Raw genomic sequence first — 14,684 nt, 5'->3', positions numbered from 1 at the left:
TTTTTTTTGACTTATTGAGGATATGAATATGCGCTTTAACAACAAGATGTTGGCCCTGGCCGCCCTGCTGTTCGCCGCACAGGCGTCGGCCGACACGCTCGAATCTATCGACAACTGCGCGGTCGGCTGCCCGACCGGCGGCAGCAGCAACGTGTCTATCGTGCGTCATGCTTATACGTTGAACAACAACAGCACCACCAAGTTCGCCAACTGGGTGGCTTATCACATCACCAAAGACACACCGGCCAGCGGCAAGACGCGCAACTGGAAAACCGATCCGGCGCTCAACCCGGCGGACACGTTGGCGCCCGCCGATTACACTGGCGCCAACGCGGCGCTGAAGGTCGATCGCGGTCATCAGGCGCCGCTGGCCTCGCTGGCGGGCGTCTCCGACTGGGAATCGCTGAATTACCTGTCCAACATCACGCCGCAAAAGTCCGATCTTAACCAGGGCGCCTGGGCGCGGCTGGAAGATCAGGAACGCAAGCTGATCGATCGCGCCGATATCTCCTCGGTCTATACCGTGACCGGGCCGCTGTATGAACGCGATATGGGCAAACTGCCGGGCACCCAGAAAGCGCACACCATCCCCAGCGCCTACTGGAAGGTGATTTTCATCAACAACAGCCCGGCGGTGAACCACTATGCCGCTTTCCTGTTCGATCAAAACACGCCGAAGGGCGCCGATTTCTGCCAATTCCGCGTGACGGTGGACGAGATCGAGAAACGCACCGGCCTGATCATCTGGGCCGGTCTGCCGGACGACGTGCAGGCTTCGCTGAAGAGCAAACCCGGCGTCCTGCCGGAGTTGATGGGCTGCAAAAACTGACGAAAAAACCCGCCGAAGCGGGTTTATTTTTCACGCGGGCGCCGGCGGTTTATTCCGTCAGCGCCTTTTGCGCGGCGGCCAACTCACGCTGACGGGGTGAGGCTACCGCGTGATCGCGCGCCAACAGCGTGTACACCGTCGGCAGCACGAACAGGGTAAACAGCGTGCCCACCAGCATGCCGGAGACGATCACCAGCCCCAGGCCGAAGCGGCTGGCAGCCCCGGCGCCGCTGGCGAACAGCAGCGGGATCAAACCGAACACCATCGCCCCAGTGGTCATCAGCACCGGCCGCAGACGAATTTGCGCCGCCTGCAAAATCGCGCCGCGCCGCGTCAGCCCCTGATGCATCTGCAGCTCATTGGCGAACTCCACCATCAGAATGCCGTGCTTGCTGATGAGCCCGATCAGGGTCACCAGCCCGACCTGGGTGTAGATATTCATCGTGGCGTAGCCCAGCGCCAGCGGCAGCAAGGCGCCGCAGATCGACAGCGGCACGGTGATGAGGATAATCAGCGGATCTTTCAGGCTCTCGTACTGCGCCGCCAGCACCAGGTAAATGATCACCAACGCCGCCAGGAATGCGAACGCCAGCGCGCTGCCCTCTTGGGTGTATTGGCGCGAATCCCCCTGCCAGTCGTGGCTAAATTCGGCCGGCAGCGCATTGGCCTGCCGTTCGAGGAAAGCCACCGCTTCGCCCATCGAAACGCCGGGCGCGGGAATGGCCTGCAGGGTGGCGGCGTTCTGCTGGTTGAACTGGGTCAGCTTGTTCGGTTCGACCTTAACGGCCACCGATACCACGGTGGAGAGCGGCACCAGCGTATTGTCCTGGGTGCGGACATATTGCCGCGCCAGCGCCTGCGGCGTCAGCCGTTGTTCGCGCAGGCTTTGCGGGATGACGTCATAAGCGCGCCCGTCCATGCCGAAGCGGTTGAGGTAGTTCTCTCCCACCAGCACCGCCAACGATTCACCGATGTCGCTCATGCGTATCCCCAGACTGTTGGCCTTGGCGCGATCGATGCGCACCTCCGCCAGCGGGTTGTTGTAGTCCAAATCGCTGTCCACCACCATAAACAGGCCGCTGTTTCTGGCGTTCTGCTTCACCTCCTCCAGGGTGCGGTACAGCTGCGGGTAGTCCTGCGGCGTACGCAGCACCATCTGCACCGGCAGCCCCCCGGTGGAGCCTGGCAAGGCGGGCAGCTGGAAGGCGAAAATGCTGGTGCCTTCAACATCGTTCACCGCCCGTTGCAGGTCGGCCTGCACCGCCGACGCCGAGCGCTGGCGCGCCTGCCACAGCGTCAGGTTGATGCCGCCGATGCCGGACGCCGTGCCGTCGCTGCCGTTGATGATCCAGCGGCTTTCGGTTTCCGGCATGCGGTTGTAAACCTCATCCAGCTTGTAGGCAAAGCGTTCGACATAGTTCAGGTTGGCGTGCTGCGGCGCCTTGATGGCGGTCAGTACGATGGCCTGATCCTCGGTCGGCGCCAGCTCGCGCTGCGGCATCAGGTACAATAGCGGCAGACTGATCATCACCAGCAACGCCAGCATGCCGGTCACCCAACGGTGGTGCAGCGAGAAATCCAGCGCGCGCGCATAGCGCCGCGTCAGGCCGCCGAAGAACCACTCGGCGGCGTGCGCCACGCGCCCTTCGCTCTGTTTGGCCGGCAGCAGGAGCGAGCTCATCACCGGCGACAGCGTCAGCGCCACCACGCCGGACACCACTACCGCCCCGGCCAGCGTCAGTGCGAATTCGCGAAACAGCGCGCCGGTCAGCCCGCCCATCAGGCCGATCGGCGCATAGACCGCGGCCAGCGTCAGAGTCATGGCGATCACTGGCCCGGCCACCTCACGTGCGCCGATCATCGCCGCCGCCAGCGGCGTTTTCCCCTCTTCGATATGGCGATGTACGTTCTCCACCACCACGATGGCGTCGTCCACCACCAAACCGATCGCCAGGACCATCGCCAGCAGCGTCAGCAAATTGACGCTGAAGCCAAAGGCCAACATCAGCCCGGCAGCGCCAAGTATCGACAGCGGAATGGTCACCACCGGGATCAACACGGTGCGCAGAGACCCCAGACACAGGTAGATCACCGCCACCACGATCGCCAGCGCTTCGAGCAGGGTATGCACCACTTCATCGATCGAGGCCTGAATAAAGCGCGCGGTTTCGAACGCCAGCGCCATCTTCACGCCCGGCGGCTGCATCTTGTCGATCGCCGGCATCAGGTGGCGAATGCCGTCGACGATCACCAGCGGGTTGCCGGTCGGCGTAGGGAAGACGCCGAGGAACACCGCCGGTTCGCCATCCATCAAGGCGCTGGTTTCCGTAGCTGCGGCGCCCAGCTCCACGGTGCCGACGTCTTTCAGGCGCACCAGACCGTTGCCGTCATTGCGCACCACCAGATTGCGGAACTCTTCCACGCTGGTGAGATCGGTATTCACCCGCACGTTGGCAACCACGTACTGCCCTTTTACCTTGCCCGGCGCCGCCTGGTAGTTGTTGCGCCGCACCGCGTCGGCCACATCGGCAGCGGTCAGGCCGCGGCCGGCCAGCCGATCGCTGTCCAGCCACAGGCGCATCGCCATTTTTTGCCCGCCAAACACTTCCACCTTGGCGACGCCGTCGATGGTGGTGAACATCGGCTCCACCACCCGCGTCAGGTATTCGCTCAGCGCCGGTGTGGACAGCGTTTTACTGGAGAAACCGACATAGGCCACAGCGGTGGCTTCACCGGATGAGCGCTCAATCACCGGATCGTAAGCCTGTTCCGGCAGCTTATAGCGCACCTGGTTGACCTTGGCCATCACTTCGGTCAGCGCCTGGGTGGAGTCGCGGTTCAGCGCCATGCGCACCGTCACCACGCTGCGCCCCTGCACCGAGGAGGAAGAAAGGTAGTCAACGCCCTCGACGGAGGACACTGCCTGGGCGATCGGCTGCGTGACAAAGCCCTGCATCAGCTCGGACGACGCGCCGGGATAGTCGGTGCTGATGGTGATGGTAGAGTTTTCCAGCAGCGGGTATTGGCGGATCGGCAGTTTGCTGAGCGCCAGCGCGCCGAACAGCAGGATCAGGGTGCTGACCACCAGCGCCAGCACCGGCCGGCGCACGAACAGATCGGTAAATGTCATCGGCCTCTCCTCAGGAACCGGCCGGAGCGGCGTTCAGGGTATCCTGCGCCACCGGCTCGGCCGCCATGCCGTCGCTCAGCTTGAGCTGGCCCGAAGTCACCACCCGATCGCCTTCCTGCAGGCCGCTGACTATCTCGACGCGCCCGTCGTTGCGCTCACCCACGGTGACCGAGGCGCGCTTGACCGTCATGCCCTTTTCACCCTGCTGGGCCAGAAACACGGTATCGCCGTACGCCGTATAGGTCAGCGCCGTTTCCGGCACCGTCAGCACCGCCACGCGCTGTTGCTGCGTGACGCGAATGCCCGCGTACATACCGGCTCTCAGCAATCCTTGACGGTTGGCCAACGTCGCCTGCACCTGCACGGTGCGGGATTTGCCGATCATCGGGTCGATAGCGGTAATGGCGGCGGGGAAAGCGCGCTCGGGATAGGCCCCGACCTGCACCGACACCGCCTGCCCCAACGCCAGCCCGGCGCTGCTTTGTTCGTCCAGCGAGAAGTTGACGCGCAGCGTATCGGCGTCCACCAGGTTCGCCACCGCCTCGGCGGCGTTGAGGTATTGCCCTTCATGCACGCGGCGAATGCCGATGGTGCCGGAGAACGGCGCGCGGATCGCCTTTTGTGCGATTTTGGCCTGCGTTTCCTGCACCGCCCCGAACGCCATATCCCGTTCGGCCAGCGCATCGTCCAGCTGTTGTCGCGCGGTGGCGTTGAGGTTCATCAGCTTGCGCATGCGCGCCAACAGCAGATCGGCATTGCGCAATTGCGCCTGCAGGCGCACCAGCTCAGCCTGCTCGACCGCATCGTTGAGCTGCACCAGCAGTTGCCCCTGCCGCACCGTTTGGCCGGATTCGAACAGGATGCGCGTGATGCGGCCGCTGGTCTCTGCCGCCACTTCCACCTGGCTGGCCGCCTCCAGCTCGCCCACGCCGGCGTAACTGCGCGCCGCCTGTTCACGCAGTGCGGGCGCCAGCGCCACTTTCACCGGCGGATAGGCCGGCGCGCCTTCGCTTTGCCGCGCGGTGGATCGCATCGCTACCGCAGCGACGGCGAGCGCCGCCAGCAGCGCGGCAATAATGAGGTATCGTTTCATCATGTAACGGTTTCTTCCTGATTTTACAGCCAAAGCCATCCTTCCCCCGACGCAGCGCAGGCAGGTGACGAAAGATGCCGGTTGCCAAGCCCGGCTGGCTGCACTATAAAACCTCAGGTTAACTTGAGGTCAAGCTGAGGAACGTGGAATGGCAAGAAATGAACCGATTAACACCTATCGGCTATTGACCGTTGGAGAAGTGGCGAAGCGCAGCGGCGTAGCGGTATCCGCGTTGCACTTTTACGAAAGCAAGGGGCTGATTCAGGCAACGCGCAACGCCGGTAACCAGCGCCGCTACACGCCGGTGGTGTTGCGCTACATCGCGGTGATCAAGATCGCGCAAAGCGCGGGCATTCCACTGGAGGAGATCCGCGCCACGCTGGGCCGCTTTCCCAGCGGCAGCAAACTGACCTCAGAACAATGGGGGCTTTTGTCCTCCGCCTGGCGCAAAACGCTGGATGAACGTATTCAACGGCTAACGGTGCTGCGCGACCATCTCGACAGCTGCATCGGCTGCGGCTGCCTGTCGCTCGCCGACTGCCCGCTGCGCAACCCAAACGATATTTTGGGCCAACAGGGCGCCGGCGCGCATATTTTCGAACACCCGACGGAACACCGGTGAGCGAAACAGGTTGCGCACCGGTTCTCCCGGGCCTCTCAGGGATAGATGATGTTCAACGTGGCCGAGGTGTTGATTTCCCCCTGCGGCACGCCGTCGCGCTGATAAGGGTAATAATAAGCGCCCATGCCGATGATGAAGTGACTGTTCAGGCTGCCGCCGGCGGCGACATGAAACAGTGAGGTGGCGCTGCCGCGATCGACGTTGGAAGGCGACAATACCACCGGCGAGCTCGGCATGTCGCGCTTGACCAGGCGCAGCCCCACTCCTTGCGCGCCGCCCGCATTGGCATTGGTCAACACGCTGGCGTCGGAGGCCAGCAGGTTATTGCTGGACAGGAACATCTCAACGGCGCGATCGGCGATGCCTTCCTGCTGCATGTTCTGGCAGCTGATGTTCAGCGAGAACGGCGTGTAGCCGGGTTGATTGTTATTCAGCACCTGCGCCATGCCCATTTTGGGCAACCTAACCGTCAGGCCGGCGTTGTCGAAACGACAGGTGGTGGTTTTCGGCGCGTATTTGATGTTCATCGGCTGGCCGTACATGTCGCGATCGTCATAAGGCCAGTTGCCGGTAAGCAACCAGGTGAGCAATTTCCCCACTTGCTCCAACAGCCAGAACGGCAATTCCAGAATGCCAATGCCGGTCACATCGCTCACCAGTAAAACGTCATCGAGCATCAAGGTATCGCCCGGCACCACCCGCCCATCCTTGGGTTTTTGCACCAGCGAATAACGAATGGTCATCGGCGAGTTTAACTCTGACGCGGAGTGTTCCCCGCGCCCCCTCAACGTTCTGTCGCTTATCTTGTTGGTGATTTCCGCCCGGATCCACTGTTGACCGTTGTTAAAACCGAAAATCGCGGCCTGCGAATCTTTCGGCGAAAGCTTGATGGTGTAGGAAAAGTTGCTTTTGGACTTGCTGCAGTTAAATGTGCCGGTGTACTGGGTATTATATTGCGCCTCCCAGACCGGCATATTGGCGCTCAGCTTATCGGAGAGATCAACAAAAATCGGGGGCGCAAACTCCGCTCCTTTGCCATAGCAGGAAGCATGGCTATAGCCGCTGAACAGCCCGGACAGCAGCAGCAAAAAAATCAGCCTGATCATAGATTCGGTTATCCTGTATTAGCGGCAAACGCCGGGCGACGCATCCAGCGCCAGAGTCGGTTTGGCGATGCGGCAACTGCCGTCGCGCAATTGCACCGTCAACGCCGTTGGCGGCTGTTCAGCGCGCAGGTACAACACGCTGGCCTGGCCGACAAAACCTACCGGCCGAGCGTTTTCATCCATCACTTCGGCGCCGAACGGCAGCGGTGCACCATCGGCGCGCAGCGCCCGCAGCTGGAATGGCCGGCGTTGGTCGGTCTCGAATTTCAGGTAGCTGACCGCGCCGTAGTAAGGTACATGGTTGGCGACGTTGCCGCTGATTTCCGCCCCGCTGCTGTGGCCGGTATCCGATAACGTGACCGAGTTTTGCCGGTACGGCGTGGCGTAAGGCACCAGCGCCAACCCCTGCGCATTGGTCACGATGCTTTCGTCGCCGTTGACCATCAGCCCTTCGGCCTGCGGCGCCTCGACCACCGTCATGGTGTTGCCGATCTCGTTCGACGCCAGCAGATGCCAGGGGATCGCCACCAGGCTGCCGCGCGCGCTGAGGCCGCTCTGACGATAATCATCGCCTTCGCTGTAGGAGACGCCCAGCGTCGAGGCGCGCGCGCGATAGGCCGCATTGACGCTGGCCATATTGTCGCCGCCGCTGCGATTGCTGCCGCTCAGCGAGTAGCTCAGGCGGTTGGATTCCAGCGCATTGCCGCTCAGGCTGACCGTGCTTTGCTGATAGTGAGAGTCCGTCGCAGACAGACCAGTGCTGAGGTAGGCGTTGTTATCGAACACCGACAGCGGCAGGCTGAACGACAGGTAATAGCGCGTCTCTTCCTCACGCTGGCTGTTGCGCACCCGGCTGGCGGAAACGGAGTAGCTGACGCGCCCCAGATTGTTGGAGTACCCCAGTTGGTATTCGCGGCTTTTCGCATTGGCCGTCCAGTAATCACGCTGGGAGCCGGAGAAGAACAGCGTGCCCCACCCTTCGTTAAGACGCTGGTTCAGGTTGAGCGTAAAGGTATTTTTCGGCCGAGCCGAACGCAGCGCATCCCAGGTGTTCATATCCAGTTCGGACACGCCCTCCTCGTCGCGCCAGCGATCAACCTGACGCTCCAGCTGGCGATAGCCGTCATTGGAGTAAATGGCGTCGGTAAAGCTGTAGTAACCGCGGGTGGAGTAGCGATAGGCAGCCAGCGTGAAGTTGGTCGCGGTGACATCGAGAAATTTACTGTAGGCGATACGGAAGCTCTGCCCGCTTTCACGGCGGTTTTTCAGGCGAGTATCGGCATGCGTCAGGTCAATGGACACTGCCCCTATCGGCAGGTTCCAGCCGCTGCCGAGCAGCCAGGCCTGATAATCGTCGCTTAAAATGCTGCCGGCATAACCCGTTACCAGATTGTTGAAACCGTACTGCAGGGTGCCCTGTACAAAGCCGGGGTCGTAATCGGTATTGTTTTCGTTTACCTTGCCGGCCAGTACGCTGTATTGGCTGACACCCTGTTTCAACATGTTGGGTACGGCTGAAAACGGCACGCTGAACGACTGCTCGCGCCCGTCAGCCTCTTTGACCGTCACCCACAGATCGCCCGCCGAACCGGTCGGCTGAATGCTGTCGAGGGTAAAGGCGCCCGGCGGCACGTTTTCCTGGTAGATCACGTTGCCGTTCTGCACCACTTTCACCAAGGCGTTGGATTGCGCCACGCCACGCACGATCGGTGAAAAACCCTGCTGCGAGTTGGGCCGCATGCTGATATCCGACGCCAGCGCCACCCCGCGAATGCGTACCGAGTCGAACAGCTCCCCCGGCGAATAAAAATCACCGGCGGTCAGGTTGGATTTGATGTCGGCGAAGCCGCGCTGCAGATAACGCGTGTTGTTTTGCCAATGGCTCCCCCGCCCGCTGCCGTGGCGAAAGCTGCTGCTGTCGCGAAATTGCCAGCCGGCCAGATTGATCCCGGATTCCAGCCCGGTATAAAAATCGTCATTGTTGCTGCGATTGCCTTCGCCGCGCGCCTCGGCGTGGTAGTAAGTCGCGTTGTAGGCCAGCGTCAACGCGGAGATGCCACGATTCCAGAAAGCCGGATCCACGTATCCTGCTTCCGATCGGTTGATCCGCGCCTGCGGTACCGTCAACCGCAGGCTCAGCGCGCCGACGTCCATATCGAACCGCCCGCCCTGTACCAGCGAGGCGATCGACAGCGTCGTCTGGGGCGCCTGAGGTGTCGGCAATTGACTCAGATCGATGCCCAACCGCTGCGCATCCTGGTAGCCAATTTGAATATCGTCGCGTTGCGTGCCAAACAGCAGCGCGTAGCGCCCTTTCCAGTCATGATTGACATACACATCGATCTCCTGCCGGCCGGCAGGCATGTCATTGTTGAGGTAAAAACGCGAAAGATCGGAATCGCGCGATTCGCCGGCCAACAGCGAAGTATCGAACGTCACCGCCCAGGCCGTATCCGGCAACAAGAATGAAGAGGCGGTCAGCAGCGAGAGGACTTTTTTATTCAGCTTCATTGTTGTTCTTTCAGGTTAGTGTGCGGTGATGGCTTTAGACTTGTAAGCCCCCAGATCGTCGATATACATCAGGTCATAACGCGCGTTCTTACTGACCGATCGTTTGCTGGCAGCAAACTGGGTGGAAAACGGCGCAACCATCAGCGAATCAACCAGCAGATGCTTGTCCTCACCCTGGCCGATATTCGCTACCGTGATGAAATACGGGCTGTTGTTGATGACGTTGAATCCCTTGCCATTGGCTTGCAGCGTCAGTGTTTCCAACGCGTTTTCTACGCCGCGGGTTAAGGCCTGCGGGCGGTAGAACAGCTTGATGCGCGATTTGATCGCCAACTGCAGCGTATTGGTACCCTGCAGGTTTTCCGGCGTCGGCGGGATATCCAGCACGTTGAGATAGAACACCGATTCGCGATCCGCCGCCAACGCGGCGCCGATTTTCTGAATGCGTAGCTGCTGCCCGCTGTTGCCGTTCACTTTCACCACCGGTGGCGATAGCAAAAACGGTACGTTGGCGGTTTCCGGGGTGGAATTGATGTCGCCGTCGTCGATCCAGGCCTGAACCAGTGAGGGATCGGCACCGTTATTTAGCAGCTGGACAATCACATCCTTGTTGTTTGCCGGGTAGATCACCCGCGTACCGTTAACCACCACATTGGCCTGCGCGCCAACGGAACCGAGCAACAGCGCCGCTATCATCATATATTTTTTCATCGTTCCCCCGGGTGGCCAGGCCCATCAAGGGCCTGGCTTTCAGCGCGATTACAGGTAAGAAATGGTGTAAGTCACGTTGGAGCTCAGAGCGCCCACTTTTGCCGCTTCGGCGTTGGTTTTGTAGTAGTACGCGTCCAGCGTCAGGGTTTCTGAATCCGGTGCCGCTTTATCGCCCATGATGTCGGTGACATAAGGCACGTTCAGCTGGATCGGGGTGGAAGAACCGGTTTCAGCCAGAGAGAAGCCCACGTTCTTCGCGACGGAAGCGTCGTTCTCGTTGACCGAGTTGTTCAGCAAATATTTGCCGTCGGTGGAGATGTTATCCGCGGAGGAGAAGTAGATTTTCAGCGGGGTGCCTGCAGTGCCGGCCGCCGGCGAACAGCCGGAGAAGGTCAGCGAGAAGGACTTCTTGTTCTTGGTAATTGGTCCAACGGTGTTACCCGCGTCGGTCACCGAGATCGGGCTCAGCGCAACGGTGAAATCCGCGCTTTTTCCGCCGTTAATCGTACAGGTGGTGTCGGTAATGGCGCCGGTAAAGTTAATGATGCCACCGGCGGAATTGTCTTCAGCAAAAGCCGTAGGGGCAGCGACCGCAGCCGCCATGATTGCAACAGAAAACATCTTCTTCATCATGAGATAAAACTCCATAACAGTTTGGTTTAAGAGAATAAATAAAAATCAGCCGCTGCCGGCGGGATAAAACAATCCCTCCCCGTAATACAGAGGCAAAAGGATTAACACATTCCTGTTTTTATAAAATCAAGCAATGACGTTATTAATCACCCGACAATAGAAACGATGAAAATAACGAATATCTAGGAAACCTCCGAGAAACCGGATGATATTTCCAGTAAGTTGTGCACCCGATTCTTCAATCCCATTTTGCGTAATGCACTGCATTTCTGCGTACTGACCGTTTTTACGCTTTTATCAAGAATCTTGGAAACCTGAGTCACCGTATAGCCGAAGGAAAGCAAATGGAGTGTTTCCACTTCACTTTCCGTCAGACAACTTTTCGTATGGCGGCCCACTCCTCTCTCAACGCTTCCATTCAATGCAGGATGCTGCGAGATATTATCCATCAGAAAAGACAACTCTTTACTGATGCCGGGGACACTGCCTTTTTTATCGAGCACGACGATATCATGCGAGACAGAGCGAAATAACAGACGGCGCTTCTCTTCCGTCGTCAGAAAAATCTTTACACCATGAATAGCAGCCAATAACGCCACAGCCATACTGAAACGCAACATGCTTTTTACCGCATCATCGACGATCAGAATATCGTGGCAATTTCGCCCCATAGCCAAAGGCAGATCGTCATAGTAGGCAATAACGTGATCTTTATGAAAAATCCTTGGCATCAATATTCTTTTTATCGCCTCTCTGAAGAAAATGTTTTCAGATACGATACCGATACTGAGCATACTTCCTCCATCCATGGTCAAAGACAACGTCGATACCTTGCACTAAATACCTGTCTTTTCCTTGGAAAACTCACATTGCCGTTCGGGAGCAAACAATAAGCGATTGGCACATAAACAAGCGCCGTAAACACTAAGATAATTCTGCATCAAATCATTAACGGCAGGAACATTATTTTTATTAACCTAAACTTTAATTATTATAATCTATGAAAACTAACTTTTTTAGAATTTAACACCAAAAATGACATAAAAAACGGCAACGAACTGCGTTTTCCGTTCGCCGACAAAATAAAAAAACGCCCTTAATTATTTATGTTTCCCGCCCAGAACCTTGACCTACCCGAAGTTTCACTAGATACTAGCCGTGAACTGGAAGCCTATATCATTATAAAAACCTGAACACATGAAATATATTATCGACCTCTGCGTCATCTATGACGCAAACGCGTGTCGTCTCCAACTCATTGATAATGATGAGTCATCGATACGGATATCCAACCCGGCTTCGCGCCTGCTAATTGAAATGCTGACTCATCCCAATATCCCATTGAAACGCGAGATGTTGATAAAAAAGGTATGGGAAGAGTATGGTTTTTCAGGCTCATCGATCAGTCTAAATGTGGCCGTCAGTGAAATAAGGAAAGCATTCAAACTTCTGGGCAGAGAAACCTCCCCAATAAAGACCCTGGCAAAAGTCGGTTTTTGTTTCACCGCTATGATTGAAATTTATCCGCCACCGCAGGTAACCGTCAGCGAAACGCCGCCTTCTTATGCTTCAGAGTCGCTTTCGTCCCTGGCTCCTGTTGCCGAACCACACAACGTGCCGCCGCAGAATAAGGTAAAGGTTAGCTCTGTTGCTACTGTCTGCTGCGTATTTATTCCTCTATTGATCGCAGCGACGCTTTATCCTATCGAACCGGCTGATCAACCTCGGGAGAATTTAGTTGCGTTAGGAAAAAAAGAAAATTGCACCCTATATTCTCTGGATGCAGATAAACATATTGATGACGAACTGGAAAAACGCATGGTCAACCAGGCATTAGAAGGCAGCGGTGTGGATTGTCTAGCCAATAAGGCGGATATCTATTTTTCCTCCGAAAAACATACGTTGATTTATAACACCTTCCTCGGAGTGTGTTATCTCGGCTCGCAAGATCGATACACCCAGTGTGTTACCTACAAAATTCTCAATGGAAAATAAATGGCCGCATTGCGCAACCCAAAAACACTGATTATCGGATTTTTGGCAGTGATTCTCTTCATTGTCCTGCTTCGCGTTTTAACACCCGCCGCACCTGTACATATGAATTGCCAAGCCGATACGATCACAAAAAAACGATTAGCTTCAGGCGATGACCTGGAACTAAAAGTGACGGGCAGTTTATTCATCTATGACGAGCATCGCGCCATGATCGTTCAACGTGGGGACATTAGCGTGGGAGGAAAAACCTACAGCCTGGATAGGAAAATAAACTTTGATATAAAGAGGTTGGATCACGGATTTTACATGACCACCCACCGAGAAATCAGCAAAGCCCCCGACGATAACGCGCCGGATGAGTTGACCAAAGAAATCCCCATGATCTCTCTCGGCATTAAGAACGGCGTTTTTTCGATGCGTAAAGTTCGACAGGATGCGTACATCGTTCATGGCGTGCTTTTCCCGGTCACGTTATGCCGTTAACGTGAAAGCAGAATGCCATAAAGCGACAGCGAAGAAACACAAGGGGGCGTGCTCTTGGCAAACACGCCCCAGATAGCGGTTGGGGAGGCGGGAGGATTATTTTACCGACATATCCGTGCGGACGATGCCATGGTTTTTCATCACCTCTTCCATGGTGAGGTTCTCATCGTACGGCGTATCATCCACCACGACGTCTTGCGGGCGGACATAAGGTTTGGTCGCGCGTTTGAACATCCACCACCATACGAACACCAGAAAAGCGCCGGACTTCAAAAAGATCATCGTCCATAAGGCGACTTGATACCAGTTCATCTCTGTCTCCATAAGAGCATTAAGCGAAATTGATAAGGCGGCGTTGCTTGTCGCACCGGTAACGCCTGGCAACAGCAGGCATCCGAGCGGCCGACCTTGATGGGTGCATAATCTCACCGACGCATGGCCCTTATCAATAGCCGATCGCGTTTCCTACAGAAGCGCCCCGGTTTATCCGCACGCAAAAGCAAAAAACCCCGTGCTCAGAGAGCACGGGGTCAGAATGTATGGCGGAGGAGCAGAGATTCGAACTCTGGAACGGTTTCCCGTCGACGGTTTTCAAGACCGTTGCCTTCAGCCACTCGGCCACCCCTCCGCAACGACGCGCACTATAAACAGACCTTATTCGCTTGTAAAGCCCAAACGCGTTCAACCGCGCGAAAAATCGCCGCAGGCAAAGCAAGCGGCGATCAAACGAACATCTTCCCCCGCTGTTGCCATAATGATAACTAAGGGTAAAGATTGGTAAACAAACTTTAATCAAGCGCTTGCGCTGCCTATCATCGGGATTATTTTGTGATGGCCTGATAAGAGAGAGCATCATTATGGACCGCATTGTCGTCTCATCTTCTTCGCGCGACTCGCTGCTCAGCACGCATAAAGTCCTGCGCAACACCTATTTCCTGTTATCCCTGACCCTGGCTTTCTCAGCCCTGACCGCGACCGCCAGTACGATGTTGGGTCTGCCTGCGCCAGGCTTGCTGCTGATGCTGGTCGGTTTCTACGGCCTGATGTTCCTGACCCATAAACTGGCCAACAGCCCGGCGGGCATTCTGGCGGCTTTCGCGCTGACCGGTTTCATGGGATACGCCCTCGGCCCAATCCTCAGTTCGTTCCTGAACGCCGGCGCGGGCGATCTGATCATGCTGGCGCTGGGCGGCACCGCCGCGGTGTTCTTCTGCTGCTCGGCGTATGTGCTGACCACCCGTAAAGACATGTCGTTCCTGTCCGGCATGATGATGGCCGGTTTTGTGGTGCTGCTGGTGGCGGTGATCGCCAACCTGTTCCTGCAAATCCCTGCTCTGCACCTGGCTATCAGCGCGCTGTTCATCCTGTTCTCCGCCGGCGCGATCCTGTGGGAAACCAGCAACATCATTCACGGCGGCGAGACCAACTACATTCGCGCCACCGTTAGCCTGTACGTGTCGCTCTACAACATGTTCATCAGCCTGTTGAGCATTCTGGGCTTCGCCCGCAGCAACTGATCGCGCGTTACGCATGCCTTCCAGGCCCCGCTCCGGCGGGGCTTTGTTTTTTGC

General features: G+C 57.4%; 13 protein-coding genes and 1 tRNA gene. 5 read left to right on the top strand and 9 right to left on the bottom strand.

The features are described from left to right. Positions 1–28 precede the first annotated feature (28 nt). Positions 29–829 carry a DNA/RNA non-specific endonuclease gene (locus J0F90_RS08805; protein WP_015377376.1) on the top strand — a complete coding sequence of 267 codons (801 nt, stop codon included), beginning with the start codon at positions 29–31 and terminating at the stop codon, positions 827–829. 49 nt (positions 830–878) lie between these two features. Here the strand turns inward: J0F90_RS08805 and J0F90_RS08800 are convergent, their stop codons facing one another. After that, a complete protein-coding gene (locus J0F90_RS08800; RefSeq protein ID WP_033640783.1) occupies positions 879–3,959 on the bottom strand; it encodes a MexW/MexI family multidrug efflux RND transporter permease subunit in 3,081 nt (1,026 codons plus the stop codon). A 10-nt stretch (positions 3,960–3,969) separates the two neighbouring features. Beyond that, positions 3,970–5,055 carry an efflux RND transporter periplasmic adaptor subunit gene (locus tag J0F90_RS08795; RefSeq protein ID WP_033640784.1) on the bottom strand — a complete coding sequence of 362 codons (1,086 nt, stop codon included), beginning with the start codon at positions 5,053–5,055 and terminating at the stop codon, positions 3,970–3,972. Positions 5,056–5,200: 145 nt separating this feature from the next. Between J0F90_RS08795 and soxR the strand changes: the two genes are divergently transcribed. Beyond that, entirely contained in the window at positions 5,201–5,674 is a 474-nt protein-coding gene (gene soxR, locus J0F90_RS08790; protein ID WP_016928275.1) for a redox-sensitive transcriptional activator SoxR, read from the top strand. Between the two features lie 35 nt (positions 5,675–5,709). Here soxR and J0F90_RS08785 read toward each other — a convergent pair whose 3' ends face one another. The 5 genes from J0F90_RS08785 to J0F90_RS08765 all read right to left on the bottom strand — a co-directional run bounded on the left by J0F90_RS08785 (position 5,710) and on the right by J0F90_RS08765 (position 11,429). Then, on the bottom strand, positions 5,710–6,780 hold the full coding sequence (locus J0F90_RS08785; protein WP_033640785.1) for a fimbrial protein: 1,071 nt from the start codon (positions 6,778–6,780) through the stop codon (positions 5,710–5,712). 18 nt (positions 6,781–6,798) lie between these two features. Beyond that, entirely contained in the window at positions 6,799–9,291 is a 2,493-nt protein-coding gene (locus tag J0F90_RS08780) for a fimbria/pilus outer membrane usher protein (RefSeq protein ID WP_033640786.1), read from the bottom strand. Positions 9,292–9,306: 15 nt separating this feature from the next. Continuing rightward, positions 9,307–10,002 carry a fimbrial biogenesis chaperone gene (locus tag J0F90_RS08775; RefSeq protein ID WP_033640787.1) on the bottom strand — a complete coding sequence of 232 codons (696 nt, stop codon included), beginning with the start codon at positions 10,000–10,002 and terminating at the stop codon, positions 9,307–9,309. A 48-nt stretch (positions 10,003–10,050) separates the two neighbouring features. Continuing rightward, positions 10,051–10,635 (bottom strand): fimbrial protein, encoded by a 585-nt coding sequence (locus tag J0F90_RS08770; protein ID WP_080286924.1) that lies wholly within the window; start codon positions 10,633–10,635, stop codon positions 10,051–10,053. A 182-nt stretch (positions 10,636–10,817) separates the two neighbouring features. After that, on the bottom strand, positions 10,818–11,429 hold the full coding sequence (locus J0F90_RS08765; RefSeq protein WP_033640788.1) for a response regulator transcription factor: 612 nt from the start codon (positions 11,427–11,429) through the stop codon (positions 10,818–10,820). 403 nt (positions 11,430–11,832) lie between these two features. Here J0F90_RS08765 and J0F90_RS08760 point away from each other — a divergent pair, with 403 nt between their 5' ends. Next, positions 11,833–12,630 carry a winged helix-turn-helix domain-containing protein gene (locus J0F90_RS08760; RefSeq protein ID WP_050072188.1) on the top strand — a complete coding sequence of 266 codons (798 nt, stop codon included), beginning with the start codon at positions 11,833–11,835 and terminating at the stop codon, positions 12,628–12,630. Beyond that, positions 12,631–13,113, top strand: a complete 483-nt coding sequence (locus J0F90_RS08755) for a hypothetical protein (protein WP_033640789.1) — start codon at positions 12,631–12,633, stop codon at positions 13,111–13,113. A 96-nt stretch (positions 13,114–13,209) separates the two neighbouring features. Here the strand turns inward: J0F90_RS08755 and J0F90_RS08750 are convergent, their stop codons facing one another. Both J0F90_RS08750 and J0F90_RS08745 read right to left on the bottom strand, forming a co-directional pair. After that, entirely contained in the window at positions 13,210–13,425 is a 216-nt protein-coding gene (locus J0F90_RS08750) for a hypothetical protein (RefSeq protein ID WP_016928277.1), read from the bottom strand. 228 nt (positions 13,426–13,653) lie between these two features. Then, positions 13,654–13,741, bottom strand: a tRNA-Ser gene (locus J0F90_RS08745). A gap of 229 nt (positions 13,742–13,970) precedes the next feature. Between J0F90_RS08745 and yccA the strand changes: the two genes are divergently transcribed. Further along, entirely contained in the window at positions 13,971–14,630 is a 660-nt protein-coding gene (yccA, locus tag J0F90_RS08740; protein WP_004928091.1) for an FtsH protease modulator YccA, read from the top strand. Positions 14,631–14,684 lie beyond the last annotated feature (54 nt).

Source organism: Serratia marcescens subsp. marcescens ATCC 13880 (assembly GCF_017299535.1).
GTDB lineage: Bacteria > Pseudomonadota > Gammaproteobacteria > Enterobacterales > Enterobacteriaceae > Serratia > Serratia marcescens.
Note: the sequence above shows the minus strand (reverse complement) of the source record. Positions and strands in the feature narration are given on the sequence as shown.

Bases quoted from the DNA above. Each gene is read 5' to 3' on its own strand.
- J0F90_RS08805 (WP_015377376.1), top strand. From the start codon at position 29: ATGCGCTTTAACAACAAGATGTTGGCCCTGGCCGCCCTGCTGTTCGCC.
- J0F90_RS08750 (WP_016928277.1), bottom strand. From the start codon at position 13,425: ATGAACTGGTATCAAGTCGCCTTATGGACGATGATCTTTTTGAAGTCC.
- J0F90_RS08775 (WP_033640787.1), bottom strand. From the start codon at position 10,002: ATGAAAAAATATATGATGATAGCGGCGCTGTTGCTCGGTTCCGTTGGC.
- J0F90_RS08770 (WP_080286924.1), bottom strand. From the start codon at position 10,635: ATGATGAAGAAGATGTTTTCTGTTGCAATCATGGCGGCTGCGGTCGCT.
- J0F90_RS08760 (WP_050072188.1), top strand. From the start codon at position 11,833: ATGAAATATATTATCGACCTCTGCGTCATCTATGACGCAAACGCGTGT.
- J0F90_RS08800 (WP_033640783.1), bottom strand. From the start codon at position 3,959: ATGACATTTACCGATCTGTTCGTGCGCCGGCCGGTGCTGGCGCTGGTG.
- J0F90_RS08765 (WP_033640788.1), bottom strand. From the start codon at position 11,429: ATGCTCAGTATCGGTATCGTATCTGAAAACATTTTCTTCAGAGAGGCG.
- J0F90_RS08785 (WP_033640785.1), bottom strand. From the start codon at position 6,780: ATGATCAGGCTGATTTTTTTGCTGCTGCTGTCCGGGCTGTTCAGCGGC.
- J0F90_RS08780 (WP_033640786.1), bottom strand. From the start codon at position 9,291: ATGAAGCTGAATAAAAAAGTCCTCTCGCTGCTGACCGCCTCTTCATTC.
- J0F90_RS08795 (WP_033640784.1), bottom strand. From the start codon at position 5,055: ATGATGAAACGATACCTCATTATTGCCGCGCTGCTGGCGGCGCTCGCC.
- J0F90_RS08755 (WP_033640789.1), top strand. From the start codon at position 12,631: ATGGCCGCATTGCGCAACCCAAAAACACTGATTATCGGATTTTTGGCA.
- soxR (WP_016928275.1), top strand. From the start codon at position 5,201: ATGGCAAGAAATGAACCGATTAACACCTATCGGCTATTGACCGTTGGA.
- yccA (WP_004928091.1), top strand. From the start codon at position 13,971: ATGGACCGCATTGTCGTCTCATCTTCTTCGCGCGACTCGCTGCTCAGC.